This is a genomic window from Burkholderia sp. Ac-20353 (genome assembly GCF_017104785.1).
Classification (GTDB): Bacteria; Pseudomonadota; Gammaproteobacteria; order Burkholderiales; family Burkholderiaceae; genus Burkholderia.
In genome coordinates, this window is sequence record NZ_JAAGPL010000125.1 from 1 (window position 1) to 26213 (window position 26213).

Consider the following 26213-nt stretch of genomic DNA (forward strand, 5'->3'; position numbering starts at 1 on the left):
GATGCGCCCGTGTCGGGCGGCGTGCCCGGCGCGCAGGCCGGCACGCTCGCGGTGATGGCTGGCGGCCGCGCGGCGGATCTCGACACGGTCCGCCCGCTGATCGACACGTATGCGGCGCGCATCACGCACATGGGCGACGCGGGCGCTGGCCAGACCGCAAAACTGTGCAACCAGGCGATCGTCACCGCGACGGTCACGGCGATTGCGGAGGCGGTCGGCCTTGCAGAGGCGAGCGGCATCGATGCCGCGCGTCTCGCGCAGGCACTCGTCGGCGGCTGGGCCGACTCGGTGCTGCTGCAGACGTTCGTGCCGCGCATGACGTCGGGTGGTCATCCGCCGATCGGCGCGCTCAGTACGTTTCAGAAGGACGTCGATGCAATTGCCGACGCGGCGCGCGACACGGGCGCGGTGATGCCGGTGTCGGCGACCGTGCAGCAGGTGCTGCGGCTTGGCGCTGCGCAAGGGCTCGCCGACGCGGATTTCGCCGCGTTCATCGACATCGTCCGGCCGGGGAACGGACGCCGTCAGGCCTGATGGCGGCGTGGGCGTCGCTGCAACGAACGGAATGCGTGAATGGCAGATGGGCCGCGCTCGGGCGGCCCATCGATGGTCGGCGTCGAATCAGCCGAGCGAGCGCGGTGTCGTGTCGCCGGCGTTCTGCCGTCCGAGCCCGCTGCGCACCGACGCTTTGGTGCCCGCACCAAATTCGGGCAGGATGCGCGCACGGGCGCGGCTCGCGAACACGAGGAAGCCGAAGCCGTTCGCTTCGTACCAGTAGCCACCGTTTTCGAGACCGTCGAGCGGCTGCTCGAGCGCGTTGGCGATCGACTCGATGCAGCGTTTTCGCAATTCGGCGATCGCCGGATACGGCGGCTGCGCGCCGCGCACGCTGCACAGGAGCACGTCCAGGCCGGGAAGCACATGCGCGTACAGTACCGGCTCGTCCTGCGCGCGAGCGCGCGCGATCTTGGTATCAAGCTGGGCGAACGGTTTCGAGTGGCGCAATACCGCGAGGAACGATTCCTGGCCATCCTGCTGCGCGCGTCGACGTTTTTTCGGGAAGGACATAAACACTCGCCTCAAAAACAATTGCAAGAAATGCGGCACTTTCATGCGACCCACTCCCGGCTATGCGCGCCGCATGTCGATCCTTTATAGCACACGAAAATGCAACCTTCGTGCGGGGCGACGATCGATGTCTCCGATCGACCCGCTCGCCACGATCGACACAGTCAGCGCCTGGCGCCTGCACTGTCATTTAGTCTCCATCATAGACCCGCTTCGCGGGCGCGTGCATTCGCTCGTCACAAAAAAATGCGATGCGCATCGCGCGGCGCCCCGGACCGTGCGGACATGAAAAAGCCCGCGCGAGGGCGGGCTGGTCGGTTCCGGCGGGCTGGCGCTCAGCGCTGCTTCAGCGAATCGCGGATCTCGCGCAGCAGCACGGTGTCTTCCGGCGTCGCGGCCGGCGCGGCTTCCGCGGGCTTGCGCAGCTTGTTGATGAATTTCACCATCAGGAAAATGATGAACGCGAGGATGATGAAGTTGATCAGCACGGTGATGAACGAACCGTAGCCGAACACGGCAACTCCGGCGGCCTGCAGATCCTTGAACGAGTCGGGATTACCCTTGAACGACGGCGGGATCGTGCCGAGCTGGACGAATTTGTTCGAGAAGTCGAGGCCGCCCGTCAGGACACCGATGACCGGCATGATCAGATCCTTCACGATCGAATCGACGATCTTCGAGAATGCGCCGCCGATGATCACGCCGACGGCGAGATCCATCACGTTGCCCTTGACGGCGAACTCCTTGAATTCCTTGATGATGCTCATGAGCGGCTTTCTCCTGGTTGGGGCAAACGGAGGCGTGCCGCGACGCGATCGCGTCGAATTGAGGGTCGGTGGCACGCCGATGGCCGCATGATAGCGAACGCACCCCATTGCCGATAGCCCATCTTGAAATGATTGACAAATGGGCGCCACGCCACTCCGTGCCGCGAACGCGGTCGGGAATGCGAACGATTCAGTTCAGGAGGATAGCGTCCGGGGTGTCGGACGTCGCGCGTCGACGCCCCGGAGCGTGCTGCTCAGGTGTTGTCGGTCCAGTCGTCGTCGTTGCTGCCGACATCGACGCCGCCGCCGCCGCTGCTGCCATCGTCCCAGTTCGAGTTGTCGCCGCGGCCGAGATCGATGCCCGGATCGGCGTCGCGCCGGTGGCGCTCGCCGTCGACGATCACGTCGCGTTCGACCACGCGCTCACGACCGCCCGACATCGCCTCGCCGAGCAGCACGCCGGTCAGCAGGCCACCCATGCCGCCGCCGAAGCCGCCGCCTTGCTGGATCACGACGGGCGGCTGCTGTTGTGGCGGATATTGCGGCGGATACGGCTGACCCTGCGCGCCCGTCACGCGATCGGCTTCCTGCGCGAACACGGAGCCGCCGGCGGGTGCGGCGGTTGCGGTGGACTGAGCGGCCGGATCGGGCCGGCCTTCGACGCGCGCCTTCACGCTCGCGTGGCGCTTCTCGAGTTCCTCGACGCGGTACGGCGGCACCGGATTCTTGCCGTTCGACAACGCTTCGACGAGTTCGCGCGCATCGGTTTCGATCGCTTCGATCTCGCTCGTGAGCGCAGCGGCGCCGGGCGCTGTCGACAGCCGCGCATCGAGCTTCAGCGGGCGGACGTCGTTCAGCACGTCGGTCGCGCGCTTCAGCTGCGCGCGGCGTTCGTCTTCGGTGCGGCGGTCGTCGGTCGAGCGCGCGCGCCGCAGCGTCCAGCGCAGCACCAGCGCGATCACCGCGACGATCAGGCCGAGGCCGATCCACATGCCGACAGACGGGCCGTGCTTTTCAGCGGGCGGCACGGCCGGCGCGAGCGACGACTGCAGCGTGCCGGTTCCGGTGCCTGGCTGTACGTTGGTCACGCGCCCGGCGTCCGCGCGGATGCGCGCTTCCGTCTGCGCGAAGCGGGATGGATCGGTGAAGCGAAGCTGCGGATCAAGTGTCTTTGCACGTTGCAACTGCGCGAGCGCGTCGGCCGAGCGGCCTTCGCGATCGAGTACCTGTGCATACAGGTAGTGCGCGTGCGCGTTGTTCGGATGGGCGTCGATGACTTGCGACAGCTGCGTGTCGGCCTGCTGCCAGTTGCGCTGTGCGATCGACTGCTCGACCTGCTGCAGCGACGGCACCGCAAACGCGGCAGACGACAGCATCATCAGCGAGAAGCCGAGAGCGGCGAGGGATTTCTTCATGGTCGAACCGGGCGCGTGCGCCCGTCTCCTTGCGATCGGTGTGCGCCGCGCGCCCGGGCAGGGCGGCGGCGCATGCCGGTTACTGCGCGGGCGTGTCGAGCTGCTTCTTCAGCGCGGCGAGCCGGTCTTCGACCGACGGGCCCTTGTTCAGCGCGTCGAGCTTGTCGTCGAGCGCCTTGCCGCTCGACGTGTCGGCCGAATTGAGGCGGGCGTCCGAACGCGCGTTCTGCAGTGCGACCTTGTCCTCGAGCTTCTGGAAATCTTCGGACAGGTTCTTGCCGCCGATGCCGCCGAGCGCGGTGGCCGCGACGTCCTTCGCCTGCGCGATTTCCTGCTTCGCCTGCAGGATGTTCGAGCGCGCGTTCAGGTCGTTGCGGCGCTGGCGCATGTCGGCGATCTGCCCCTTCAGCTTGTCGACCGACGGCTCGAGCGTCGCGAGTTCGCCCGCGAGTGCGTTGCGTTCGCTTTCCGCGTTCGCCTGCGCGCCGAGCGCCTCGCGCGCGAGCGCTTCGTCGCCGGCCTGCAGCGCGCGCTTCGCGCCGTCTTCGTACTTCTTCGCCTTGTCGTCGGCCGCATCGCGCTTGCTGCGCTGGGTCGCGACTTGCGCCTCGATCTCGATCAGCGAGTTTTCGGCGCGGCTGATGCTGTCGTCGAGCTCCCGCACGATCTGGCGTGCATCGCGCGACGGATCCTGCACCGAATCGGCCGCATCGTTCAGCAGGCCTTTGATCGTGCGCGAAACAGAGTCGAAAAGCGACATGAAATCCTCCGTGTTTGAAAGGCGCCGCGTGGCGCGGCATGGCCTGTAGCGGGGCCGGTTCCGGTCCGCCAGTGCCGGCGGATATTACACCACCGGTTCACTTAAATACGGCTTAAACCCGCGATATCAAGCGCAGCGAAAACGCGTGACCGCGCAGCTGCGCGCGCATCGCGCCCAGTCTTTCGCCATTGAAAGCTTGCGCGTAATACGCATGCCGCGTTTCGAGTTCATGATAGGCCGTGCAGGCGGACAAAAAGTCGCGCCAAGACAGCGGGTGAGGGAATTTTTACAAAAAATCGCGAAGCCGATCGGTTGATTTCATTAAAATGCGCTGTCACGTCGCGGGAACGGATCGCCGCGCGACGGGGTCTGTCGACGTGACAGTAGCCACGAAGCACCCATCTCTGATTCATCCGCTTGCATTCCGCATGCGCCCGTGGGCGCCACGCGCGTCCGACATTCCGACATGCCAATTATCAAACGACCGTCTTCTTCTTCACCGCGGAACGAACCCCATTACACGCTGCGCCGTTCGCCGTCGGGAGCCTATTACACCGATGACGACGACCGCGACGCACACCGCGCACCGCGCGATGGCGGCGATGGCGGCCGGGGGCGCCGCTCGTTCGGTTCGCGTGTCGCGCTGTGGTTCGTGGGCCTGTTCATCACGCTGGCGATCGTCGGTGCGCTGATCGTCGGCTACGCGCTCGTCGTGATGGCGCCGCAGCTGCCGTCGCTCGACGCGCTGACGAACTACCAGCCGAAGGTGCCGCTGCGCGTCTACTCGGCCGATCACGTGCTGATCGGCGAGTTCGGCGAGGAGCGCCGCAGCCTCGTGCGCTTCCAGGAGATTCCCGACGTGATGAAGAAGGCGGTGCTCGCGATCGAGGACTACCGCTTCTACGAGCACGGCGGCGTCGACTTCCTCGGCATCCTGCGCGCGGGCGTCGCGGACCTGATGCACGGCGGCGCGCGGCAGGGCGCGAGCACGATCACGATGCAGGTCGCGCGCAACTTCTTCCTGTCGAGCGAGAAGACCTACACGCGCAAGATCTACGAGATGCTGCTCGCGTACAAGATCGAGCGCGCACTGACGAAGGACCAGATCCTCGAGCTGTACATGAACCAGATCTACCTCGGCCAGCGCTCGTACGGTTTCGCCGCGGCCGCGCGCGTGTATTTCGGCAAGGACTTGAAGGACATCACGCTCGCGGAAGCCGCGATGCTCGCGGGCCTGCCGAAGGCGCCGTCCGCGTATAACCCGGTCGTCAATCCGAAGCGCGCGAAGGTGCGCCAGGAATACATCCTGAAGCGGATGCTCGAGATCGGCTACATCACGCAGCCGCAATACGATCAGGCGGTCAAGGAAGAGATCCACGTGCGCACGCCCGGCAACCAGTACGCGGTGCACGGCGAGTACGTTGCCGAGATGGTGCGGCAGATGATGTACCAGCAGTACAAGGACGAGACCTACACGCGCGGCCTGACCGTCACGACGACGATCAACGCGGCCGACCAGGAAGCGGCCTACCAGGCCGTGCGCCGCGGCATTCTCGACTACGAGCGCCGCCACGGCTATCGCGGGCCGGAGGGCTTCATCACGCTGCCGGCGGCCGGCGACGACCGCGACGAGGCGATCGACGACGCGCTCGCCGATCACCCGGACAACGGCGACCTGCAGTCGGCGGTCGTGCTGTCCGCGTCGCCGAACGCGGTCGACGTGCAGTTCGTCGGCGGTGCGACGACGACGATCGGCCCGGGCGGGCTGCGCTTCGTCGCCGCGGCGCTCGGCGCGCGCGCGAACAACGCGCTGCGCATCAAGCCGGGCGCGATCGTGCGCGTGATGAAGGACACCAAGGCCGGCTGGCAGATCGTGCAACTGCCGCAGGTCGAGGGCGCGCTCGTCGCGATCGCACCGCAGGATGGCGCGATCCGTTCGCTCGTCGGCGGTTTCGACTTCAACAAGAGCAAGTTCAACCACGTGACGCAGGCGTGGCGCCAGCCGGGCTCGTCGTTCAAGCCGTTCATCTACTCGGCGTCGCTCGACAAGGGCCTCGGGCCGGCGACGATCATCAACGACGCGCCGCTGTACTTCCCGCCGAGCGTGCCGGGCGGCACCGCGTGGGAGCCGAAGGACGACGACCAGCCGGACGGCCCGATGTCGATGCGCACGGGCCTGCAGCGCTCGAAGAACCTCGTGTCGATCCGCATTCTCGCGTCGATCGGCACGCAGTACGCGCAGGAGTACGTGACGCAGCGCTTCGGCTTCGATCCGGCGAAGACGCCGCCGTACCTGCCAATGGCGCTCGGCGCGGGCCTCGTGACGCCGCTCCAGCTTGCGACCGGCTATGCGGTGTTCGCGAACGGCGGCTACAAGGTCGATCCGTACCTGATCGCCGAGGTCGACGATGCGCACGGCCAGCCGCTGCAGAAGGCGCAGCCGGTGCTCGCGGGCAACACCGCGCCGCGCACGATCGAAGGCCGCAATGCGTACGTGATGAACAGCCTGCTGCACACGGTCGCGACGGCCGGCACCGGCGCGGGCACCAATGCGCTGGGCCGCAGCGACCTGCAGGGCAAGACGGGTACGACGAACGACGCGAAGGACGGCTGGTTCGCGGGTTACCAACAGTCGCTCGTCGCGGTCGCATGGATGGGCTTCGACCAGCCGAAGAGCCTCGGCAGCCGCGAATTCGGCGCGCAGCTCGCGTTGCCGATCTGGGTGAACTACATGCGCACCGCGCTCAACGGCGTGCCCGATCAGCCGATGCCGATGCCCGACGGGCTGACGACGGTCGACGGCGAGCTGTATTACGCGGATCGCACGCCGGGCGAGGGCTTCGTTGCAAGCGTCGACATCAACCCGGCCGCGAACGCGATCAGCGCGAACGATGCGCTCGGCTCGGCCGGCGCGGCGGGCCTCACGCCGCCGCCCGTGACGGCGCAGGAGAAGCAGCAGATCATGGACATGTTCGAGACCAGCAAGCCCTGATCGGTGAGCGCGGGCGCGATTGCGCCCGGCACAACGACGAACGGCGGCCGCGTGATGCGGCCGCCGTTTTTTTATGCAGATGGCGCCACCGTGCGAGGGCCCGCGATGTGTGCGGGCAGAACGAATCCTTTCGCATCAACGACTTGGCGTGCTGATCCCGCCCTTATCAACATGCCTGTCAACAGAAACTGTGGATAACTTGCGGCAAAGGCAGGCGCTGCCCAATCTGCGATGCAACCGGGGGTGGTTGAGTTTTGTTCAATAAAAACAAGGGTTTGTCTGGCTTGTTGGAAAGTTCTCCACAATTCTGTCAACAGGAATTGGGGATAACCCGAGGGTCCGTGGCCCGTGCGACCCGGCCGTTGCCGCAATCGGCATCGCAGCGGGAAAGTCGAATCCGATCAACGGGTTGGCGCAGTTTCCAGAAACTTTTCAACAGGCTCTTCAACACGAACCGTGGATAACCGGGTGTGCATCAGCGCTGCAGCTTCGCGTGCGCGAGGTGCATGCCGAGCGTGGCCGGATCGGTGTTCGTGCCCGACAGCAGCACGCCGACCCGCTTGCCCTGCAGCGTTTCGCGCAGCGGCCCGAGCAGTGCGGCCATCGCGGCCGCGCAGGCCGGCTCGACCGCGAGCTTCAGGTACGAGAACAGGAACAGCATCGCCGCGCGCAGCGCATCGTCGGACACGGTGACGATGCGCTCGATGTGGCGCCGGCACAGCTGATAGCTGTATTCCTCGGTGTGCGGCGCCATCAGCGAATCGGCGATCGTGTGCATCGCGGTCATCTTGACCGTATGGTTGGCCGCGAAGCTGCGGCTCATCGCGTCGGCGCCTTCCGGCTCGACGCCGTACACGCGCACGCGCGGGTTCGCGAGCCGCAGCGCGGTCGACACGCCGGCCGCGAGCCCGCCGCCGCCGATCGGCACGATCACCGCGTCGAGGTCGGGCGTCTGTGTCGCCCATTCGTAGCCGAGCGTCGCGGTGCCGAGTATCGTGTGATAGCCGTTGAACGGATGGATGAAGAAGCGGCCTTCCTCGGCCTCGATGCGGCGCACGAGGTCGAACGCCTGCGAAGCGCTGCCGGCCAGCACGACCTCCGCGCGGTACTGCTTGCATTGCGCGATGCGCGTCGGGCTCGCGGTCTGGAACATCACGACCTTCGCGCTACTGCCGAGCCGCATCGCGGCGAACGCGACCGCGGCCGCATGGTTGCCGGCCGACACGCAGGTGACGCCGGCGCTCTTGCGCGCCTCGTCGAGCGCAAGCAGATGCGTGAACGCGCCGCGCGCCTTGAAGCTGCCGCTCACCTGCAGCAGCTCGAACTTGAAGTTGATGTGGGTGCCTTCGAGCGAAGGCAGGTCGGCGCGCTCGAACACGGGCGTGCGCGCGACCCACGGCGACAGCGCGAAATGCTGCGCGGCGATTTCGTCGAGCGTCGGGATCGGCTCGCCGTCGATCGTGTGGGCGGTGCCCTGTTGTGGAGTCGACATGGCCTGGCGTGTGGGGGAGTGAACCGGCCCGCACACGCAGGCCGGCGTGGCGGGGAACGGTCAGTGCGCGTCGACCGACATGCTGCGGATGAACTTCCGCAGGAACTGCTCGCATTCGGCCAGCTGCGCGAGTTCGACATATTCGTTCGGCTTGTGCGCCTGCTCGATGTTGCCGGGCCCGCACACGACGCTCGGGATGCCCGCGCGTGCGAACAGGCCGGCCTCGGTGCCGTATGCGACCTTGCGCTTGTCCTGGTCGGCCGTCAGCGCGCGTACGAGCTGCGTGATCGCCGCCTGTTCGGTCGCGTCGAGGCCCGGCGCCGCGGCGATCTTCGAGAACTCGATTGCGGCGTTCGGATGCTCGCGGCGCATCTGCGGCAGCAGCGTTTCCCGCGCATACGCTTCGATGCGCGCGTAGATCTGCTCGGGGTCGAGCGTCGGCAGGTTGCGGAACTCGAAATCGAAACGGCATTCGGCCGGCACCGTGTTGATTGCGTTGCCGCCCTGGATCGTGCTCGTCTGCGCGGTCGAGAACGGCACGTCGTAAAGCTCGTCGAACGGGCCTTCGGCACGGAAGCGGTCCGCGATGTCGCGGATATGGCAGATGAGGCGCGCCGCGTATTCGATCGCGTTCAGCCCCTTGGGCGTCAGCGACGAATGCGCCGCATGGCCGCGCACGCAGCACCGGTACGCGTTGATGCCCTTGTGCGCGATGATCGGCCGCATGCTGGTCGGCTCGCCGACGATGCAGCCGGACGGCTGCACGCCACGCCTGACGAGATCCTCGATCATCAGCGGCGCGCCCGCGCAGCCGATTTCCTCGTCGTACGACAGCGCGAAATGGATCGGCTTCGCGAGCTTCGTCGCCTGCATGTCGGGCAGCAGTGCGAGCGCCGCGCCGATGAAGCCCTTCATGTCGCAGGTGCCGCGGCCATACAGGCGGCCGTCACGGATTTCCGGCCGGAACGGGTCGCTGTCCCACTGCTGGCCGTCGACGGGCACGACGTCGGTATGCCCGGACAGCACGATGCCGCCGTTGGTCGTGCCGTCGTGCGCGGGCACGGTCGCGAACAGGTTCGCCCAGCCGCCGCGCGGATCGTGCGTGAGCGTCGACGTGATGCCCTTCGCGGCGAGCGCGTCGCGCACTGTTTCGATCAGGCCGAGGTTCGGCACGCGGCTCGTCGTGTCCATCGACACCAGTTGCGTGATCCAGGGCAGGCTGACGAGCGATGCGTCGTTTTGAGCGGTGGCGGACGGCGCGGTCGCGTCGAGTGTGGACATGGCTGAACTCCGTCTGATGAATGGGAAAATCATACTCAAAAACGGTGCGGCCCGCTCTCGCGGGCCGCAGTGCGGTGCAGCATCACCGCGTGCCTTCTCGTTGCGGCGTCGAATCCGTCAATGCGACGTCGACGCGATGTCGGCGCGACATCAATGCGACGCTATCGCGACATTAACGCGACGTGAATGCGACGTCGACCCGACATCAACGCGACGCGGCGGCTGCGCCTTGCCGGGGCGAATGACCGAGCGCGCGCAGCGTCTCCTTGATCGTCGATACGCGGATCGCGAGATCCGGCGAACGCGTTTCGATCCGCAGCCGGTCCTGGCCCGCGAGCTTGATGTGCCGATGCTTCTGCACCATTTCGATGATGCGCATCGGGTCGATCGGCGGATTCGGCTCGAACTGCAGCCCGATCGCCGCTTCGCTCGCGTCGATCTTCACGATGCCGAGCGGTTTCGCCGCGAGCCGCAGGCGGTGCGTCTCGACCAGCGCATGCGCCTGCGGCGGCAGCTTGCCGAAGCGGTCGATCAGTTCTTCCTGGATCCCGTCGATCGCGTCGCCGTGCTCGCAGTTCGCGAGCCGCTTGTACAGCGACAGCCGCTCCTGCACGTCGGTGCAGTAGTCGGCCGGCAGGATCGCGGGCGCGTGCAGGTTGATCTCGGTCGTTGCGGCGAGCGGGGCGGTGAGGTCGGGCTCCTTGCCGTTCTTCAGCGCCTTCACCGCGTCGTTCAGCATGTCCGTGTACAGCTGGAAGCCGATCTCGTGGATCTCGCCCGACTGCTTGTCGCCGAGCACCTCGCCGGTGCCGCGGATCTCGAGGTCATGCATCGCGAGGTAGAAGCCCGAACCGAGCTCTTCCATCTGCTGGATCGCTTCCAGCCGGCGCTGCGCCTGCTTGGTGAGCGCCTGCGGATCGTGCACGAGCAGGTACGCATAGGCCTGGTGGTGCGAGCGGCCGACGCGGCCGCGCAGCTGGTGCAGCTGCGCGAGGCCGAACTTGTCCGAGCGGTGCATGATGATCGTGTTCGCGCTCGGCACGTCGATGCCGGTCTCGATGATCGTCGTGCACAGCAGCACGTTCGCGCGCTGCGCGACGAAGTCGCGCATCACGCGCTCGAGCTCGCGCTCGTGCATCTGGCCGTGCGCGATCGCGATGCGTGCCTCGGGCACCAGCTCCTCGAGCATCGCCTTGCGGTTCTCGATCGTCTCGACCTCGTTGTGCAGGAAGTACACCTGGCCGCCGCGCTTCAGCTCGCGCAGCATCGCCTCGCGGATCACGCTTTCTTCCTCGCGGCGCACGAAGGTCTTGATCGCGAGCCGCTTCTGCGGTGCCGTCGCGATCACCGAGAAGTCGCGCAGCCCTTCGAGCGCCATCCCGAGCGTGCGCGGAATCGGCGTCGCGGTCAGCGTCAGCACGTCGACTTCCGCGCGCAGCGCCTTCAGCGCTTCCTTCTGGCGCACGCCGAAGCGGTGCTCCTCGTCGATGATCACGAGGCCGAGCCGCTTGAACTGCACGTCCGACGATAGCAGCTTGTGCGTGCCGATTACGATGTCGACGCTGCCTTCGTTGATCTGCGCGATCGCCGCGTTGACTTCCTTCGCAGTCTTGAAGCGCGACAGCTCGACGATCCGCACCGGCCAGTCCGCGAAGCGGTCGGCGAAGGTCTGCGTGTGCTGCTCGGCGAGCAGCGTGGTCGGCGACAGCAGCGCGACCTGCTTGCCACCCATCACCGCGATGAACGCGGCGCGCAGCGCGACCTCGGTCTTGCCGAAGCCGACGTCGCCGCACACGAGGCGGTCCATCGGCTTGCCGCTCGTCATGTCGCCGATCACGGCCGCGATCGCCGCGGCCTGGTCGGGCGTCTCCTCGAAGCCGAAACTCTCTGCGAACTTCACGTAGTCGCGCGGCTCGAGCGCGAACGCGTGGCCTTCGCGGGCCGCGCGGCGCGCGTACAGGTTCAGCAGCTCGGCGGCCGTATCGCGGATCTGCTGCGCGGCCTTGCGCTTCGCGCGCTCCCATTGGCCCGAGCCGAGCGCGTGCAGCGGCGCGCTGTCCGGATCGGCGCCGCTGTAGCGCGAGATCACGTGCAACTGCGCGACGGGCACGTAGAGCTTGCTTTCGCCTGAGTATTCGAGATGCAGGAACTCGGTCTCGCCTTCGCCGAGATCCATCGACACGAGGCCCATGTAGCGGCCGATGCCGTGCTGCGCGTGGACGACCGGGTCGCCGACCTTCAGCTCCGACAGATCGCGCACCATCGCGTCGACGTTGCTCGCCTGTTCCTGGCGGCGGCGCCCCGCGCGGCGGCCGAGCGCGCCGTACAGCTCGGTCTCGGTGATGATCGCGTAGCCTTCGCCCGGCACTGCGAAGCCGCTCGACAGCGGCGCGACGCCGAGCGCGAAGCGTTCGTCGCTCGCGAGCCAGCCGGCGAAGTGGTCGTTGGACGCGGGCCGCAGATGGTGCTCGGCGAGCAGTTGCAGGATCGTCTCGCGGCGGCCGGCCGATTCTACGGTCAGCAGCACGCGCTTGCCTGACGATTCGACGAACGTGCGCAGCGCGGCGAGCGGGTCGTCGGCATGGCGGTCGACGGTGAGCTCGGGCAGGCCGGTCGCCCAGCCGCCTGCCGGCTGCGCGGGCAGCACGACGCGCGCGAACGGCTTCGCGAACGCGAAGAAATCCTCGTCGGACAGGAACAGGCGCTGCGGCTCGAGGATCGGCCGCTCGCGGTCGTGCGCGAGGAACGCGTGGCGCTGCTTCGTGTCGGCGGTGAAGCGGCGGATCGACGCGTCGAGGTCGCCCGTGAACACGAGATGCGAATCCTGCGGCAGGTAGTGGAACAGCGTCGCCGTTTCGTCGAAGAACAGCGGCAGGTAGTACTCGATGCCGGCCGACGGCACGCCGTTGCCGATGTCCTTGTAGATCGGCGCGCGGCTCGGGTCGCCTTCGAAGGTCTCGCGCCAGCGGCTGCGGAACGCGGTGCGCGCAGCTTCGTCGAACGGAAACTCGCGGCCCGGCAGCAGCCGCACGTCGCGCACCGGATAGAGGCTGCGCTGCGTGTCGGGGTCGAACGCGCGGATCGAGTCGACCTGGTCGTCGAACAGGTCGATCCGGTACGGCAGCGGCGAGCCCATCGGGTACAGGTCGATCAGCGAGCCGCGCACGCAATATTCGCCGGGCCGCACGACCTGGCTCACGTGCTCGTAGCCGGCGAGCGTCAGCTGTGCCTTCAGCTTCGCCTCATCGAGCCGCTCGCCCTGCGCGAACGCGAACGTGTAGGCGGCCATGAACGACGCGGGCGGCATCCGGTACAGCGCGGTGGTCGCGGGCACGAGCAGGATGTCGCAGCGGCCCTCGCCGAGGTCGTGCAGCGTCGCGAGACGCTCGGACACGAGGTCCTGGTGCGGCGAGAACGTGTCGTACGGCAGCGTTTCCCAGTCCGGCAGCAGGCGCACGCGCGCGTTGGGGGAGAAATAGCCGATTTCCTGCGCGAGGCGCTGCGCGTCGACCGCGTTCGCGCAGATCACCGCGAGGAGCGGCACGTCGTCGCGATTCGCGGCGAGGTAGCGGGCGATGGCGAGCGCGTCGGCGGAGCCGTGCGTGCCGTCGAAGGCAAAGCGCTGGCCGGGCTTGACGCGCGCGACGGGCGAGGCGGACGGGTTGGAAGCGTTGTCTGGCATAGGGACGGCAGAGGTGGCGTGCGCAGGCGCATTGCAGTGCGCCGGTCGAGACGAAAGACCTATTATAAAATCCGCTTCCTGATTTCATCTTTTCGGCGTTTCCCTTCGTGACTCCCCGACTCTTCGCCCTGATTCCCTGCGCCGGCACGGGCAGCCGCTCCGGCTCGGCCGTGCCGAAGCAATACCGCACGGTCGCGGGCCGCGCGCTCCTGCATTACACGCTCGCCGCGTTCGACGCGTGCAGCGAATTCACGCGGACGCTCGTCGTCCTCGCGCCGGACGACACGCATTTCGACGCGCGCCGCTTCGCGGGCCTGCGCTTCGCGGTGCGCCGCTGCGGCGGCGCGTCGCGGCAGGCGTCGGTACTGAACGGGCTGCTCGGGCTGACCGAATTCGGCGCGACCGACCGCGACTGGGTGCTCGTGCACGACGCCGCGCGCCCCGGCATCACGCCGCAGCTGATCCGCACGCTGGTCGCGGCGCTGAAGGACGATCCGGTCGGCGGCATCGTCGCGCTGCCGGTGGCCGATACGCTGAAGCGCGTGCCGGCCGGCGGCGACGCGATCGCGCGCACCGAGTCGCGCGACGCGCTGTGGCAGGCCCAGACCCCGCAGATGTTCCGCATCGGCATGCTGCGCGAAGCGATCCTGCAGGCGCAGCGGGAAGGGCACGACCTGACCGACGAGGCGAGCGCGATCGAATGGGCCGGCCATACGCCGCGCGTCGTGCAGGGCAGCCTGCGCAACTTCAAGGTCACGTATCCGGAAGATTTCGCGCTCGCGGAAGCGATCCTCGCGCGCGCGCCGTAATCGTCCTGACCCACACTCAATCTCAATCGGAATACGCATGGATTTCAGAATCGGACAAGGCTACGACGTGCACCAGCTCGTCCCGGGGCGCCCCCTCATCATCGGCGGCGTGACGATTCCGTACGAGCGCGGCCTGCTCGGCCACTCGGACGCGGACGTGCTGCTGCACGCGATCACCGACGCGCTGTTCGGCGCGGCGGCGCTCGGCGACATCGGCCGGCATTTCTCCGATACGGATGCCGCGTTCAAGGGCGCCGACAGCCGCGTGCTGCTGCGCGAATGCGTCGCGCGCGTGAAGGCCGCGGGCTTCACGATCCAGAACGTCGACAGCACCGTGATCGCACAGGCGCCGAAGCTCGCGCCGCATATCGACGGGATGCGCGCGAACCTCGCCGAGGATCTCGGGCTGCCGCTCGAGCGCGTGAACGTGAAGGCGAAGACCAACGAGAAGCTCGGCTATCTGGGCCGTGGTGAAGGTATCGAGGCGCAGGCCGCCGCGCTGCTGGTGAAGCAGGGCGACTGACGGGCTGTGACCGGGCGGTGGTTGGCGTCCGGTTTGCGTCCGTCCGGTTTGCGCCGCGCCGCACCAACGCTTGCAGCAATGAAAAACGCCACGCGAGGCAGGCCTGCGTGGCGTTTTTGCTGGTTGCGCGCGCCGTGCGGCGCGCGCGGCGATGCTCACTCGCCTTCGGCGGCGATCACCTGCGCGGCGGCGTTGATCACCGACGCGATGCGGCCGACGTCGCGCAGCTGCGTGACGGTCATCCCTTGTTCGTTCTTCAGCAGCGCGTAGTGCGACTTCACGCAGAAGTGGCATTTGCCGACGATCGACGCGGCGAGCGCGTACATCTCGAACTTGCGCTTCTCGACGCCGCCATGCGTCGCATACGCACCCATCCGCAGCTCGGCGCGCTGGGTCTTCAGGTCGGCGTCGTCGGCCATCTCGACATACGGATACCAGGTGTTGTTCATCCCCATCAGCGCGGCCGCCGTCAGCACGGCGTTCGTCTCTTCGGGCGACAGCACGCCGGCTTCGCGAATCGTCTTCACGAGCACCGTGCTCTTCGCCGCGATCGACGCGGCGAGCGCAACGCCGACCGCATCGGTGCCTTCGAGCGACGAGCGCGAGATCGTACCGTCGAGGTTCAGGCGGATGTCCTTCGCGTAGTCGGGAATGCGCGCCTTAATCGAGTCGATGAATTCCATTGATATCTCCTATGGGTTGGCCGTTAAAAAAGCCCGCAGGCAAGACGTGCGCCGCGGGCTTCGTGCATCGATGCGCTTACAGCGTTGCGCCGCCGACTGCACGGTTGCACGGGCACAGTTCGTCCGTTTGCAGGCCGTCCAGAATGCGCAGGACTTCTTCCGGGCTACGGCCGACGTTCAGGTTGTTCACCGAAACGTGCTGGATCGTGTTGTCCGGATCGACGATGAACGTCGCGCGCAGGGCCACGCCGGCTTCCTTGTCGCGCACGCCGAGCTGGTCGATCAGCTCGCCCTTGACGTCGCCGAACGCGTAGTGGTTCAGCTTGTCGAGGTCCTTGTGCTCACGGCGCCATGCGAGCTTCACGAATTCGTTGTCCGAGCTGCCGCCGAGCAGGATCGCGTCGCGCTCTTCGAACTGCTTCGCCAGCTTCGCGAACTCGACGATTTCCGTCGGGCACACGAACGTGAAGTCCTTCGGGTAGAAGTAGATGATCTTCCACTTGCCCGGGAACGACGCTTCGGTGATCGTCTCGAAAGCCGACTGGCCGTTTTCTTCGTGGTGGTTGAAGCCGGGCTTCGCAGCACCAACGGTGAACGCTTCGAGTTTATCGCCGACGGTTTTCATGCGGTTACTCCTGTGTGAGTTGGGAAGAAGACTTGAGTCAAGCTACCTCGGTGCTGCAACGTTGATGTGACAGCATGGGTCGAATCTTAACACTATTGACGCGCAGCATCAATAGATTTTGACTAACGGCGCCGATAGATTTTTTCAACCGCCGCGATAGTGTGACGCGCGGCACACCTGCGTGCGCGCGTCATGCGGCCGCACGTGCCTTGCCGCCGGGGAATTCGAGCGTGACTTCGAGCCCGGGTTCCGGGCTGCGGTTGCGCAGGCGCAACGCGCCGCGATAGCGGCCGACGAGGCGCTGCACGATCGCCATCCCGAGGCCCGTGCCGTCCGCCTTGGTCCGGGCGGTGTCGACGCGGTAGAACGGCCGCATTACGAGCGGGAGCTGATCCTCGGGGATGCCGGGGCCTTCGTCGCTGACCGACAGCTCGACGCGCGCGTGCGACACGCGCGTTTCGAGCGTGATGCGCGCGACGCCGTCCTGCCGGCTCTGGCCGTACTTGCGCGCGTTCTCGACGAGATTGCCGATCACGCGCCGCATGTCGGTTTCGTCGGCCTCGATGACGGCGGCGGGTGCGAGCCGGGTATGGATCTGCACGCCGTCCTCGCCCGCGACGCGCGCGGCGACTTCCTGCACGATCGTCGACAGGTCGATCGGCTCGGGCTTGCGCTGCGTCGGCCGCGCGTAGTCGATGAACGCGGCGATGATGCGATCCATCTGCTCGATGTCGTCGACCATCGCGTCCTTGGTCGCCTGGTCGGACGGGCTCATCTCGGTTTCGAGGCGCAGCCGCGCGAGCGGCGTGCGCAGGTCGTGCGAGATGCCCGCAAGCATCAGCGCGCGGTCGGCTTCGAGCTGTTCGAGGTCGCGCACCATCTGGTTGAAGCTGCGGTTCGTCTCGGCGGCGACGCCCATCCCGCGCTCCGGCAGCGGTTCGGGTGCCTGGCCCGAGCCGAGCTGGCGCGCGGCGAGCGCGAGGTGCGAGAACGGCCGGTTCACGAGGCTCGTGATGAATGCCGAGCCGAACAGCGACAGCGCGAGTGCGAACAGGCCCCAGCCGGCCCACTGCAGGCCCGTGACGGTGTCGAGCTGGTCGCGGTCGAGCGCGACCCAGTAATCGTCGTCGTCGATCTTGAAGCTGATCCACACGCCGGGGATGTCGTTGACCGATTGCGCGATCACCGTATCGTCGCCGAGGCGGCTGCGGATGTCGTGCTCGATCAGCCGGTTCAGCGATTCGTCGGGCTGCAGCTTGAATTTGTCGGTCTTTTCGCGCGGATACACGCGCACGCCTTCGTTGCTCTCGAGATCCTGCAGCAGCGCGCGGCGCAGGTCGGGATCGGAATAGAGCAGTGCGGTGCGCGTGAGCTTCACGATCGCGACGAGCTGGAGCGCGACGCGCTGCGCGCGCGGCTCGCGCTCGATCACGCGAAAGCTCTGGAACCACGCGGCGAGACTGACCGAGATCAGCAGCGCGATCAGCAGGAAGGTGCGCCAGAACAGCCCGCCGAAGGCGAGCTGCAGAAGGCGCCGGTCGATACGCATGGGACGGGCCGTAGACGGGCGAAACCGGAGGAGGGGAGGGTCAGGCCGCGCCGTCCGGGATGAACACGTAGCCGAGGCCCCAGACGGTCTGGATGAACCGCGGGCTGCCCGGATCCGGTTCGATCAGCTTGCGCAGGCGCGAGATCTGCACATCGAGGCTGCGGTCGAACACTTCGTATTCGCGGCCGCGCGCGAGCTCCATCAGCTTTTCGCGCGACAGCGGCTGGCGCGGATGGCGTGCGAACACCTTCAGCACCGAGAATTCGCCGGTCGTCAGCGGAATTTCCTGGCCGGACTTCGTCAGCGTGCGGGTCGCGAGATTCAGCGAGAATTCGCCGAACTCGAACACCTCGGTCGTTTCCGACGGCGCACCCGGCAGTTCGGCCGGCGCCTGGCGGCGCAGCACCGCGTGGATGCGCGCGACGAGCTCGCGCGGATTGAACGGCTTCGGCAGGTAATCGTCGGCACCCATCTCGAGACCGACGATGCGGTCGACGTCCTCGCCCTTGGCCGTCAGCATGATGATCGGCGTGCGGTCGTTGCTGCCGCGCAGGCGGCGGCAGATCGACAGGCCGTCTTCGCCCGGCAGCATCAGGTCGAGCACGAGCAGGTCGAACCGCTCGCGCACCCAGAGCTTGTTCATCGCGGTCGCGTTTTCCGCGACGTACACGTTGAAGCCCTGCTCGCCGAGGTAGCGGCGCAGCAGGTCGCGCAGGCGCGGGTCGTCGTCGACGACGAGAATCTTGGAGGGGTTTTTCGTTTCCATGAACGGCATCTTATCGCGAATGGGAAATGGCGCGCGGCCGGGTAATTTGACGCGTTACAGTCAGTTACAAAATTTACCCGTGGTGTGGCGTTGAGTAAAGGCACGCTATAGAGATTCCTTTACTCGAAGCCGAAATTCGGTAGATACTCCCCTGCACTTAATCTTTCATGGTTTGCACACCCGATTTCCGCAGGGTTTTTCAAGTACCAGAGGTAGCCGGTTGCCGCGTGACGAAGGGAACAAATCGACCAAAGAAGCGAGGACGGTCATGCGATCTGCCCGGATTGCACTGATGTTGACGATCGCGCTCGCCGGTCCGTATGCGTCGAACTTCGCGTATGCGCAACGCGCCGAGCCGGGCGCTCCATCGCGCAAGCTGCCGCGAGGCAAGACGCCGCCAGCCGACCGCGGTGCCGACTCCGCCACCCGCTCCGCCGTGCCTCCCGATCTCGAGCAGCACCGCCGCGACGGGCACATGACGCCCGAGGAGCGCCACCTGCTGCGCCAGCACATCGAAGACGCGGTCCGCGAACTGTACAAGCGCTGACCCGCGCGCCACGCCGAAAAAATCCGTAGCAATTTTGCAGTCAACTTGCGACTGCCGGATGCCGTTGAATCGGCACATGCGCGCATTGCGCGCTTCGGGAGCCGACGACGATGAGTGAAACGAACACCGCCGCTGCGCGGGCGCCATCGCCTGCGATGCAGATGCCGCTCGACGTGGACGATGCACTGTTTTTCCTGAGCCGCACCGGCTTTACGCCTGCGCCCGCCGACGTCGCGCGGCTCGTCGGCATGACGCGCGCGCAGGCGGTGGCCGACGCGCTCGGCAACGCCCGGCGCGAGCCCGCGACGAGCTGGCCCGACTGGCTCGCGGAACTGCCGCCGACGCGCGCCCAACGGCAGGCGCTGACACCTGACCAGAAGCGCGACGAGCAGCGCACGCGCAATCTGCATTACGAGGCGTTACGCGCTGCGTGGGTCAACGAGATGGTCGTGACGCCGTCGCCGCTCACCGAGCGCATGACGCTGTTCTGGCACGGCCACTTCACGTCGGGTCAGGACAAGGTGCCGTACCCGCAGACGATGTTCGCGCAGAACGTGCTGCTGCGCAGCGAGGCGCTCGGCAACTTCGGCGCGCTGCTGCATGCGGTCGCGCGGGATCCGGCGATGCTGCAGTATCTGGACGGCGCGAGCAATCGCAAGGGTCGCCCGAACGAGAATTTCGCGCGCGAGGTGATGGAGCTGTTCACGCTCGGCGAAGGACACTACACGCAGCACGACGTGACGGAAGCCGCGCGCGCGATGACCGGCTGGACGATCGATCCCGACACGCTGCGCTTCGTCGTGCGCCCGGAATGGCACGATACCGGCGACAAGACGATCCTCGGCGAAACGGGCCCGTTCGACGGTGACGGATTTCTCGACGTCCTGCTGAAACGTCCGGAAACCGCGCGCTTCATCGCGACGAAACTGTGGCGCGAATTCGTGTCGGACACGCCGGACGCCGACGCACTCGACACGGTTGCCGGCCACTTTCGCGCAAGCGGCTACCAGATTCGCGCGGCACTCGGCGCGTTGTGGTCGACGGATGCGTTCTGGGATCCGCGCAATCGCGGCGTGCTCGTCAAGTCGCCGGCCGAATTCGTCGTCGGCTCGGTGCGGCTGTTCGACGTCGGCTACGGCGATCCGCAGATGCTCGCGAACACCGTACGCACGCTCGGGCAGAACCTGTTCTACCCGCCGAACGTGAAGGGCTGGCCGGGCGGCCCGACGTGGATCAACAGCTCGACGCTGCTTGCGCGCAAGCAGTTCGTCGAGCAGTTGTTCCGGGCGACCGAGACGGCCGGCATGCGTCCGGTGGCGGCGAGCGGAAATCCCCGCGGGATGATGGCGGCCAGCAACGGCAGTCCCGCCGCGGCGTCGGCGAAGCCCGGGCGCGGCGGCTTGCGCTTCGATCTCGAGCGCTGGCTCGCGCAATATCGCGCGCGGCCGCAGGCGATCGCGGGCCTGTCGACCGAACTGCAGCTGCAGCATGCGGTGCTGGCGGTGCCGCCCGTCGCGGCGATCGACACCGGATCGACCGGTAGCGCATATCTGGAGGCGCTGCTGATGGATCCCGCCTATCAATTGAAATGAACATGAACCCGAACACGAGTCGCCGGCGCCGCATGCACGCGACGCGGCCGGCAAAGGATGCACGATGAAACGACGTGATTTCCTCGCGCTCACGGGCGCCGCCGCGACGGCGGGCGTGTCGCTGTGGCAGCCGGGCGCGCTCGCGGCCACGCTCGCCGCGCCGAAGGCGAGGGCAGGCTATTCGAACGTGCTGATCCTCGTCGAGCTGAAGGGCGGCAACGACGGCCTCAATACCGTGGTGCCGTATGCGGATCAGCAGTATTACCAATTCCGGCGCAGCATCGGCATCAAGCGCGACCAGGTGCTGCAGCTCGACGAACGTACGGGGCTGCATCCGTCGCTCGCGCCGCTGCTGCCGCTGTGGCACGACCGGCAGGTCGCGATCGTGCAGGGCGTCGGCTATCCGCAGCCGAACCTGTCGCACTTCCGCTCGATCGAGATCTGGGACACCGCATCGCGCTCGGATCAGTACCTGCGCGAAGGCTGGCTCACGCGCACGTTCGCGCAGGCGCCGGTGCCGGCCGGCTTCGCGGCGGACGGCGTCGTCCTTGGCAGCGCCGAGATGGGGCCGCTCGCGAACGGTGCGCGCGCCATCGCGCTCGTCAATCCGGCGCAGTTCATCCGTGCCGCGCGGCTCGCGGAGCCCGTGTCGCTGCGCGAGCAGAACCCGGCGCTCGCGCACATCATCGAAGTCGAGAACGACATTGTGAAAGCGGCGGACCGGCTGCGTCCGCGCGGCGGCATGCGCGAATTCCGGACGGCGTTTCCGGCGGGCGCGTTTGGCACCGCGGTGAAGACCGCGATGCAGGTGCTCGCTGCGTGCGACGCGTCGGGGCCCGGTGCGCAGGACGGCGTGGCGGTGCTGCGGCTCACGCTCAACGGCTTCGACACGCACCAGAACCAGCCGGGACAGCAGGCGGCGTTGCTCAAGCAGTTCGCCGAAGGGATGAGCGCGATGCGCGGCGCGTTGATCGAGCTTGGACGGTGGAACGAAACGCTCGTGATGACGTATGCGGAGTTCGGGCGGCGCGTGCGCGAGAACCAGAGCAACGGCACCGATCACGGCACGGCCGCGCCGCATTTCGTGATGGGCGGGCGCGTCGCGGGCGGGCTGTACGGGGCGCCGCCCGCGCTCGGGCAGCTCGACGGCAATGGCAATCTGCCGGTCGCGGTCGATTTCCGTCAGCTCTATGCGACCGTGCTGGGGTCCTGGTGGGGGCTCGATGCGACGCGCGTGCTGCAGCAGCGCTTCGAGCCGCTGCCGTTGGTGAAGGCGTAGCCGCGCGTCAGCGCCGGCGCACGGCGCGCCACGCGATCCACAGGTTGCGGATCGGCGTCAGCGCGATGCGCTGGTGCAGGACCTGGTAGCCGTCGCGTTCGATCTCGTCGAGCAGCGCGCGCGCAAGCGCAAGCTGCGCGCGCAGCGTGCGCTGCGTACGGCGCTCGGCGGCGGGGATCGCGGCTTCGGCGCCCGTGAGTGCGTCGCGGGCCCGTGCAGTCTGGAATTGCAGCAGTTCGGTGAAGGCAGGGCTGTAGCGCCGGTTCAGCAGGTCCGCGGCCGTCACGTTGTAGCGCTGCAGTTCGTCGATCGGCAGATAGATGCGGCCATGCCGCGCATCGTTGCCGAGTTCCTGAACGAACTGCGCGAGCATCAGCGCGTGGCCGACGGGCTCGGCCCACGGCTGCGGCTCGGACGGGCGCGCGGCGCTTGCGCGCGCGACGAGCGACGCGAAGCCGCCGCCGACCAGCGTGATATAGCGCTGCAGGTTCGCGAAATCGAGGTAGCGCGCCTGTTCGAGATCCATGCCGTAGCCGCCGACGAGCGCGCGCAGCGCGTCGTGTTCGGCCGCGATCGACGGATGATGCTGCGCGAGCGCCTTGGTCACCGGATGCGACGGCTCGCCGGCCGCGAGCGCAGCGAGTTCCTTGTGCCACCACGCGAGCTTGGTGTGGCCGACGGTCGGGTCGCTGGTTTCCTTGACGGTTTCCTCGAGTTCGCGGCGCAGCGCGAAGAGGGCCGTGAGGCGCGGCTGGACGCCGAACGGCGCCTGCCGCAACGCGTAGTAGACGCTGGAGCCGGCGGGGGCGGCTTTCTGCTGACAGTAGTCGTCGAAATTCACGTGGGCAATCGGGTCGGGGAGGCGGTATCGGGGACGCGCGGTTGCGCACCGCCGGAAGCATCAAGCGGGGAATATCAAGCGCGGAATTCTAGCATCGGAGCGTGAATGCCGCCTGCCGATGGAGACAACGCGTCGCAGATCGGGTAGAATCTCGCGCTCGCCTGATCGGGCTGAGCCGGTTTCGATGCCGGCATGAAGTCCCGGGCGCGCGGCGCAAGCACTCGATGCTCGCCGTGCGGTCAGGCGACAGAGCATGCGCGTGAGTGGCGAAATTGGTAGACGCACCAGGTTTAGGTCCTGACGCCCGCAAGGGTGTGCCGGTTCGAGTCCGGCCTCACGCACCAAATGGACACGAGCCCGCGGCCCGTCTCCGAAGAAGCGCTGCCGGTCGGTTGACCGCAGCGCTTTTTCTTTTTCTGCGCGGCTAATCCCAAAAGCTGCGGATCGCGACCGCGACGATCACCGGCACCGAAAACACGTTTGGGATGGGGGGCACGGGACTTTGGGGGACTAAGTGCGGCTCTGTCGTGCTAATGGTTTCGGTTCCGCGAGGGTGGGAGCGAAATTGGTAGACGCACCTGGGTCAGGTCCTGGCGCCACTATCCTCCAAACGATGTTCCCGAGCAAATTCTTGCATCGATGTGGACGATGCTGCGAGTCTTCTGCGCCTGAGCAAGAAGCATATCTATAACATCTCTTCCGCCAAGAAGCTGCCTTTTCAACTCATCGACGGTTCGGACAAAATCCAGGCTTCTGTCGTCGAGATGGCGTGCTATTTCGTAGCCACATTGGAAAAGCTGGATTAATGTCTTAAAGAATGGCAAGAAGTTCATCTTCAAGGGGGCAAAAGTCAATCAAATATCAGCTAAAAGCTCGCGATGAACGTCAATTAAGCGGTCGGTAGGCTTGGAAATAAATAACAGAAGAGCGGAGCAAGAGGAATGCCCCGTGTATGCGGTTATTTTTGAGATGTGTGAATACCTGAGGTTTTCGAGATAATTGCAAAAATTCCTCAGGCGTGTTGCGGTATTGGGTGTCTTGTGATCTGTGTCTGTGTTTTTCACTCTGTCGGTAGGGTGTTATGCAGCGCAACTGTCTGAAAGTGGGTGACAAGTCCTCGGCGGGCGGGACGGTCATTGATGGGATACCCACATGCACGCATCACGGCGGTGAACTGACCTATCTCGGTGCTCGAGTGGCGTGTCCTTCGTGCAAATCGATGGGGCAAATCGTTCCCAAAGGTCCGCGGTTACCGTATTCATTGATGGGCAAAGAAGTGGCTCTTGAAGGCGATGTATGCTCTTGCCGGTGCTATCCGCCTCCGACCATGATTGCCTCCCAAAGCACGATGTTTCAGACGTTTGAGAGCCATCATCTTGCCGAGCAAGGCTTTGCCGCAACCGGTCTTCCGCTGACGCCGGACCCGGTGAGTAATTTTGACGAACGGGTGCGGGTGCTTGATGAAAATGGGCATCCCGTGGCGGGCGAGCCGTTCCATATCAAAACTGACGCGGGTGCGATTCATAAAGGCGTGACTGATGAGGACGGTTATTGTCCTCGGGTCTATACGTCTGACGCGCAAAACCTTGATATTGCTATTGGTTATAAAGCCGTGGAACGGTGGAATGCATGACCGAGTTCCTCTACAAGACTCCGACAAACGACACGAAGGGTTCGCAATATGACGTGCTTGGGCATCTCATGCCTGCGCGCATGTTCGTGTTTGTAGTGGTCGATGAACCTGGAAAAGACGGCTTCCTTGTTCGCCGTTGCTACACAAGCCTTGAAGATCCCCATCTTCTAAAAATGAATTTGACGCCGATAGGCAATCTTCGTGAGGTCTATCCTGAGAAAGAAGGCTTGTGGGGTAGAGGTGGTCCGGAGTCAAAGGTAAGTGTTGCTGAGCATGTCTTGGAATACGAGAAAATAACCTCTTATGCCTCTACGAGTGGCACTTATCCTGATGGTACGCTTCGCATGAATGGCAAGGCTGTCTATGTTGATATCGCTAAGGCAAAAAGGGCTGGCGCGAAGCTTGTTACTACTGAAGAGATTGTTCGCGCTATTGATGAATATAAAGTAAACTTGAATTCCAAGGCGCGACGCGAGGCTGAACATATCAAGCAGAAGGTAATGAATATAGACAGGGAAATATTGGTTCAGCCTCATCCTTCTGTTCCGCCTTCTGGGATATTTAGCCAAAGTGGTTTAAAGATATCTCTCGGTATCGTGAAGTATGCTCGTGTGGTCCAAGTAATCGGCATTGGCTTCACTGCTTGCGATTTGGAAGTGGCAGCGAACCAATCATTCGAGACGAAAAGCGTTCGACCTATTGAGAAAGAGGTTGTGCGGCAGATCGGCGGTTGGGGTGGTGCGGTAGCTGGTGCGAAGATGGGGGCTGCTGCTGGTGCTCTGGTCGGCATTGAGACCGGGCCGGGCACAATCATTACGGGGCTGATTGGTGGCATCGTATTCGGCGCCATTGGCTATATGTGTGGCAGTGCCGTAGCTGATCAAATACCGAACAACTAGGAGGTAATGTGTCTTTTTTCTCAAGGTTCTCCCCCTCCAATCCTGAAAATATGGAGAAGAGATATCGCAAAGATCAAGTCAAGACGGTTGAGAGGGTTTTTTCTGAGGATATCAAGACGCTGAGAGAATGGTTTCCTGTAGGCGAATACAATCTCAAGGATGCTGATTACCAGGATCCTCAAGATATGATTCTTGTCGAAATTGGTGTGAATGCCATTGTTCATACCGAAGAGGTTTTGGTCGAGCAATTTCCCTTGCTGGTGAATTTAATCAAGGAGGGAAGGGAGGAGGTTGCCGTTAGGAGCTTCGAGAGAAAATCTGGCGGGCTGACGTATAGGGCAATATTTGCGACTGAAGACAGGTTCTCTGGAAAAACAGCCCGTATACTAACCAATGATATTGAGCTATTGAAGTCAATAGCGAATTGCGATTTTCGTCCTCCCCCTCCTTGGATTGTTTGGTACGAACTTGGTCCCAGCAGTTCAATAGAAAGACAAGGTGATCCGGATTATTGGTTTAATTATGTCTGGGATCGATTCTGGGATAAGCTGAGTCTGGAGGAGCAAGCGAAGTATGTTGCTGACTGGCGAGAGAAAACCAAGTCCTATATCTCAGATAAGGATTGGGATGATTGGGTTTTCCTGATGAGAATGCGAGACCCGAAATATCGGGAAGTTGAAGATGACTGAATGCATCGCTCCGGTTTCGCTTTGGCTTGTCGTGAGGAAGCGGTTTTTCATGTCTAGCGTCTTTGTTGAACCTGCGTAGACTGGCTCGGGTGATGGCGACACGCTGGTATGACTTTCCGTGTCAAGCGATGTGTTTGCCTTGTCACGCGCTGTGATCGCAAGACGGAAGCGGTGCCGTGACCTGCAGTTTGACCAGCAGTTGCCTTCTATGAGGAGAAAATAGTCAAGGCTTTTTTGGCTTCCGGGCTTTTGATGCCATCAGTACATTTCCTGTCATCTTAGGCCTCGTCCTGCAGGCGCATTTGGGGACGAAACTATCTC

General features: G+C 65.1%; 23 protein-coding genes and 1 tRNA gene. 12 read left to right on the top strand and 12 right to left on the bottom strand.

Translation table 11 applies throughout. The features are described from left to right. Positions 1–534, top strand: a 534-nt coding sequence (locus G3N94_RS27625) for an NAD(P)-dependent oxidoreductase (protein ID WP_205795702.1), incomplete at its 5' end; no start/stop codon positions are given. Between the two features lie 87 nt (positions 535–621). Here the strand turns inward: G3N94_RS27625 and G3N94_RS27630 are convergent. From G3N94_RS27630 to G3N94_RS27645, 4 genes are all read right to left on the bottom strand, one after another. After that, on the bottom strand, positions 622–1068 hold the full coding sequence (locus G3N94_RS27630; RefSeq protein ID WP_185732415.1) for a hypothetical protein: 447 nt from the start codon (positions 1066–1068) through the stop codon (positions 622–624). Positions 1069–1403: 335 nt separating this feature from the next. Next, on the bottom strand, positions 1404–1835 hold the full coding sequence (gene mscL / locus G3N94_RS27635; RefSeq protein WP_124602935.1) for a large conductance mechanosensitive channel protein MscL: 432 nt from the start codon (positions 1833–1835) through the stop codon (positions 1404–1406). A 254-nt stretch (positions 1836–2089) separates the two neighbouring features. Beyond that, the gene (locus G3N94_RS27640) at positions 2090–3250 is read right to left on the bottom strand and encodes a tetratricopeptide repeat protein (RefSeq protein ID WP_205795703.1); all 1161 of its coding nucleotides are present in this window, start codon (positions 3248–3250) and stop codon (positions 2090–2092) included. 79 nt (positions 3251–3329) lie between these two features. After that, positions 3330–4010, bottom strand: coding sequence for a PspA/IM30 family protein (locus G3N94_RS27645; RefSeq protein ID WP_205795704.1), 681 nt, complete (start codon positions 4008–4010; stop codon positions 3330–3332). Between the two features lie 145 nt (positions 4011–4155). Between G3N94_RS27645 and G3N94_RS27650 the strand changes: the two genes are divergently transcribed. Beyond that, positions 4156–4326 carry a hypothetical protein gene (locus G3N94_RS27650; protein WP_205795705.1) on the top strand — a complete coding sequence of 57 codons (171 nt, stop codon included), beginning with the start codon at positions 4156–4158 and terminating at the stop codon, positions 4324–4326. Positions 4327–4476: 150 nt separating this feature from the next. Beyond that, positions 4477–7002: a penicillin-binding protein 1A gene (locus G3N94_RS27655; protein ID WP_205795706.1), complete on the top strand. Its 2526-nt coding sequence runs from the start codon at positions 4477–4479 to the stop codon at positions 7000–7002. Positions 7003–7477: 475 nt separating this feature from the next. On the opposite strand, the gene G3N94_RS27660 is transcribed toward G3N94_RS27655, so the two are convergent. From G3N94_RS27660 to mfd, 3 genes are all read right to left on the bottom strand, one after another. After that, the gene (locus G3N94_RS27660) at positions 7478–8494 is read right to left on the bottom strand and encodes a threonine/serine dehydratase (protein ID WP_205795707.1); all 1017 of its coding nucleotides are present in this window, start codon (positions 8492–8494) and stop codon (positions 7478–7480) included. Between the two features lie 60 nt (positions 8495–8554). After that, positions 8555–9775, bottom strand: coding sequence for an acetylornithine deacetylase (gene argE / locus G3N94_RS27665; protein WP_205795708.1), 1221 nt, complete (start codon positions 9773–9775; stop codon positions 8555–8557). A gap of 205 nt (positions 9776–9980) precedes the next feature. Next, positions 9981–13457, bottom strand: a complete 3477-nt coding sequence (mfd, locus tag G3N94_RS27670) for a transcription-repair coupling factor (RefSeq protein WP_205795709.1) — start codon at positions 13455–13457, stop codon at positions 9981–9983. 107 nt (positions 13458–13564) lie between these two features. Between mfd and ispD the strand changes: the two genes are divergently transcribed. Continuing rightward, positions 13565–14266, top strand: coding sequence for a 2-C-methyl-D-erythritol 4-phosphate cytidylyltransferase (ispD, locus tag G3N94_RS27675; protein ID WP_205795710.1), 702 nt, complete (start codon positions 13565–13567; stop codon positions 14264–14266). Positions 14267–14303: 37 nt separating this feature from the next. Then, complete coding sequence (gene ispF / locus G3N94_RS27680; RefSeq protein WP_205795711.1) at positions 14304–14789, top strand: 2-C-methyl-D-erythritol 2,4-cyclodiphosphate synthase; 486 nt, start codon at positions 14304–14306, stop codon at positions 14787–14789. Positions 14790–14944: 155 nt separating this feature from the next. Here ispF and G3N94_RS27685 read toward each other — a convergent pair whose 3' ends face one another. The 4 genes from G3N94_RS27685 to ompR form a co-directional block, all read right to left on the bottom strand. Then, positions 14945–15472 carry a carboxymuconolactone decarboxylase family protein gene (locus G3N94_RS27685; RefSeq protein ID WP_205795712.1) on the bottom strand — a complete coding sequence of 176 codons (528 nt, stop codon included), beginning with the start codon at positions 15470–15472 and terminating at the stop codon, positions 14945–14947. A gap of 76 nt (positions 15473–15548) precedes the next feature. Then, positions 15549–16097 carry a peroxiredoxin gene (locus tag G3N94_RS27690; protein WP_124602946.1) on the bottom strand — a complete coding sequence of 183 codons (549 nt, stop codon included), beginning with the start codon at positions 16095–16097 and terminating at the stop codon, positions 15549–15551. Between the two features lie 190 nt (positions 16098–16287). Further along, entirely contained in the window at positions 16288–17646 is a 1359-nt protein-coding gene (locus G3N94_RS27695; RefSeq protein ID WP_205795713.1) for an ATP-binding protein, read from the bottom strand. 40 nt (positions 17647–17686) lie between these two features. Beyond that, positions 17687–18412: a two-component system response regulator OmpR gene (ompR, locus tag G3N94_RS27700; protein ID WP_004199523.1), complete on the bottom strand. Its 726-nt coding sequence runs from the start codon at positions 18410–18412 to the stop codon at positions 17687–17689. Positions 18413–18680: 268 nt separating this feature from the next. Between ompR and G3N94_RS27705 the strand changes: the two genes are divergently transcribed. From G3N94_RS27705 to G3N94_RS27715, 3 genes are all read left to right on the top strand, one after another. Continuing rightward, entirely contained in the window at positions 18681–18959 is a 279-nt protein-coding gene (locus G3N94_RS27705) for a hypothetical protein (RefSeq protein WP_205795714.1), read from the top strand. 110 nt (positions 18960–19069) lie between these two features. After that, the gene (locus G3N94_RS27710; protein ID WP_205795715.1) at positions 19070–20551 is read left to right on the top strand and encodes a DUF1800 domain-containing protein; all 1482 of its coding nucleotides are present in this window, start codon (positions 19070–19072) and stop codon (positions 20549–20551) included. Between the two features lie 64 nt (positions 20552–20615). Then, complete coding sequence (locus tag G3N94_RS27715) at positions 20616–21830, top strand: DUF1501 domain-containing protein (RefSeq protein WP_205795716.1); 1215 nt, start codon at positions 20616–20618, stop codon at positions 21828–21830. A 7-nt stretch (positions 21831–21837) separates the two neighbouring features. Here the strand turns inward: G3N94_RS27715 and hpnD are convergent, their stop codons facing one another. Continuing rightward, complete coding sequence (gene hpnD / locus G3N94_RS27720; protein WP_205795717.1) at positions 21838–22671, bottom strand: presqualene diphosphate synthase HpnD; 834 nt, start codon at positions 22669–22671, stop codon at positions 21838–21840. Between the two features lie 257 nt (positions 22672–22928). On the opposite strand from hpnD, the gene G3N94_RS27725 reads away from it, so the two are divergent. The 4 genes from G3N94_RS27725 to G3N94_RS27740 all read left to right on the top strand — a co-directional run bounded on the left by G3N94_RS27725 (position 22929) and on the right by G3N94_RS27740 (position 25892). Beyond that, positions 22929–23015, top strand: a tRNA-Leu gene (locus tag G3N94_RS27725). A gap of 737 nt (positions 23016–23752) precedes the next feature. Beyond that, a complete protein-coding gene (locus tag G3N94_RS43035; protein ID WP_205795718.1) occupies positions 23753–24304 on the top strand; it encodes a PAAR domain-containing protein in 552 nt (183 codons plus the stop codon). Further along, on the top strand, positions 24301–25203 hold the full coding sequence (locus G3N94_RS27735; RefSeq protein WP_205795719.1) for a glycine zipper family protein: 903 nt from the start codon (positions 24301–24303) through the stop codon (positions 25201–25203). The genes G3N94_RS43035 and G3N94_RS27735 overlap by 4 nt, the downstream gene beginning before the upstream one ends. A gap of 8 nt (positions 25204–25211) precedes the next feature. After that, entirely contained in the window at positions 25212–25892 is a 681-nt protein-coding gene (locus G3N94_RS27740) for a hypothetical protein (RefSeq protein WP_205795720.1), read from the top strand. Positions 25893–26213: the final 321 nt, after the last annotated feature.

Excerpts from the sequence above, each read along its gene's own strand:
- G3N94_RS27630 (WP_185732415.1), bottom strand. The coding sequence starts at position 1,068 with ATGTCCTTCCCGAAAAAACGTCGACGCGCGCAGCAGGATGGCCAGGAA.
- mscL (WP_124602935.1), bottom strand. The coding sequence starts at position 1,835 with ATGAGCATCATCAAGGAATTCAAGGAGTTCGCCGTCAAGGGCAACGTG.
- G3N94_RS27640 (WP_205795703.1), bottom strand. The coding sequence starts at position 3,250 with ATGAAGAAATCCCTCGCCGCTCTCGGCTTCTCGCTGATGATGCTGTCG.
- G3N94_RS27645 (WP_205795704.1), bottom strand. The coding sequence starts at position 4,010 with ATGTCGCTTTTCGACTCTGTTTCGCGCACGATCAAAGGCCTGCTGAAC.
- G3N94_RS27655 (WP_205795706.1), top strand. The coding sequence starts at position 4,477 with ATGCCAATTATCAAACGACCGTCTTCTTCTTCACCGCGGAACGAACCC.
- G3N94_RS27660 (WP_205795707.1), bottom strand. The coding sequence starts at position 8,494 with ATGTCGACTCCACAACAGGGCACCGCCCACACGATCGACGGCGAGCCG.
- argE (WP_205795708.1), bottom strand. The coding sequence starts at position 9,775 with ATGTCCACACTCGACGCGACCGCGCCGTCCGCCACCGCTCAAAACGAC.
- mfd (WP_205795709.1), bottom strand. The coding sequence starts at position 13,457 with ATGCCAGACAACGCTTCCAACCCGTCCGCCTCGCCCGTCGCGCGCGTC.
- ispF (WP_205795711.1), top strand. The coding sequence starts at position 14,304 with ATGGATTTCAGAATCGGACAAGGCTACGACGTGCACCAGCTCGTCCCG.
- G3N94_RS27685 (WP_205795712.1), bottom strand. The coding sequence starts at position 15,472 with ATGGAATTCATCGACTCGATTAAGGCGCGCATTCCCGACTACGCGAAG.
- G3N94_RS27690 (WP_124602946.1), bottom strand. The coding sequence starts at position 16,097 with ATGAAAACCGTCGGCGATAAACTCGAAGCGTTCACCGTTGGTGCTGCG.
- G3N94_RS27695 (WP_205795713.1), bottom strand. The coding sequence starts at position 17,646 with ATGCGTATCGACCGGCGCCTTCTGCAGCTCGCCTTCGGCGGGCTGTTC.
- ompR (WP_004199523.1), bottom strand. The coding sequence starts at position 18,412 with ATGGAAACGAAAAACCCCTCCAAGATTCTCGTCGTCGACGACGACCCG.
- G3N94_RS27705 (WP_205795714.1), top strand. The coding sequence starts at position 18,681 with ATGCGATCTGCCCGGATTGCACTGATGTTGACGATCGCGCTCGCCGGT.
- G3N94_RS27710 (WP_205795715.1), top strand. The coding sequence starts at position 19,070 with ATGAGTGAAACGAACACCGCCGCTGCGCGGGCGCCATCGCCTGCGATG.
- G3N94_RS27715 (WP_205795716.1), top strand. The coding sequence starts at position 20,616 with ATGAAACGACGTGATTTCCTCGCGCTCACGGGCGCCGCCGCGACGGCG.
- G3N94_RS43035 (WP_205795718.1), top strand. The coding sequence starts at position 23,753 with ATGCAGCGCAACTGTCTGAAAGTGGGTGACAAGTCCTCGGCGGGCGGG.
- G3N94_RS27735 (WP_205795719.1), top strand. The coding sequence starts at position 24,301 with ATGACCGAGTTCCTCTACAAGACTCCGACAAACGACACGAAGGGTTCG.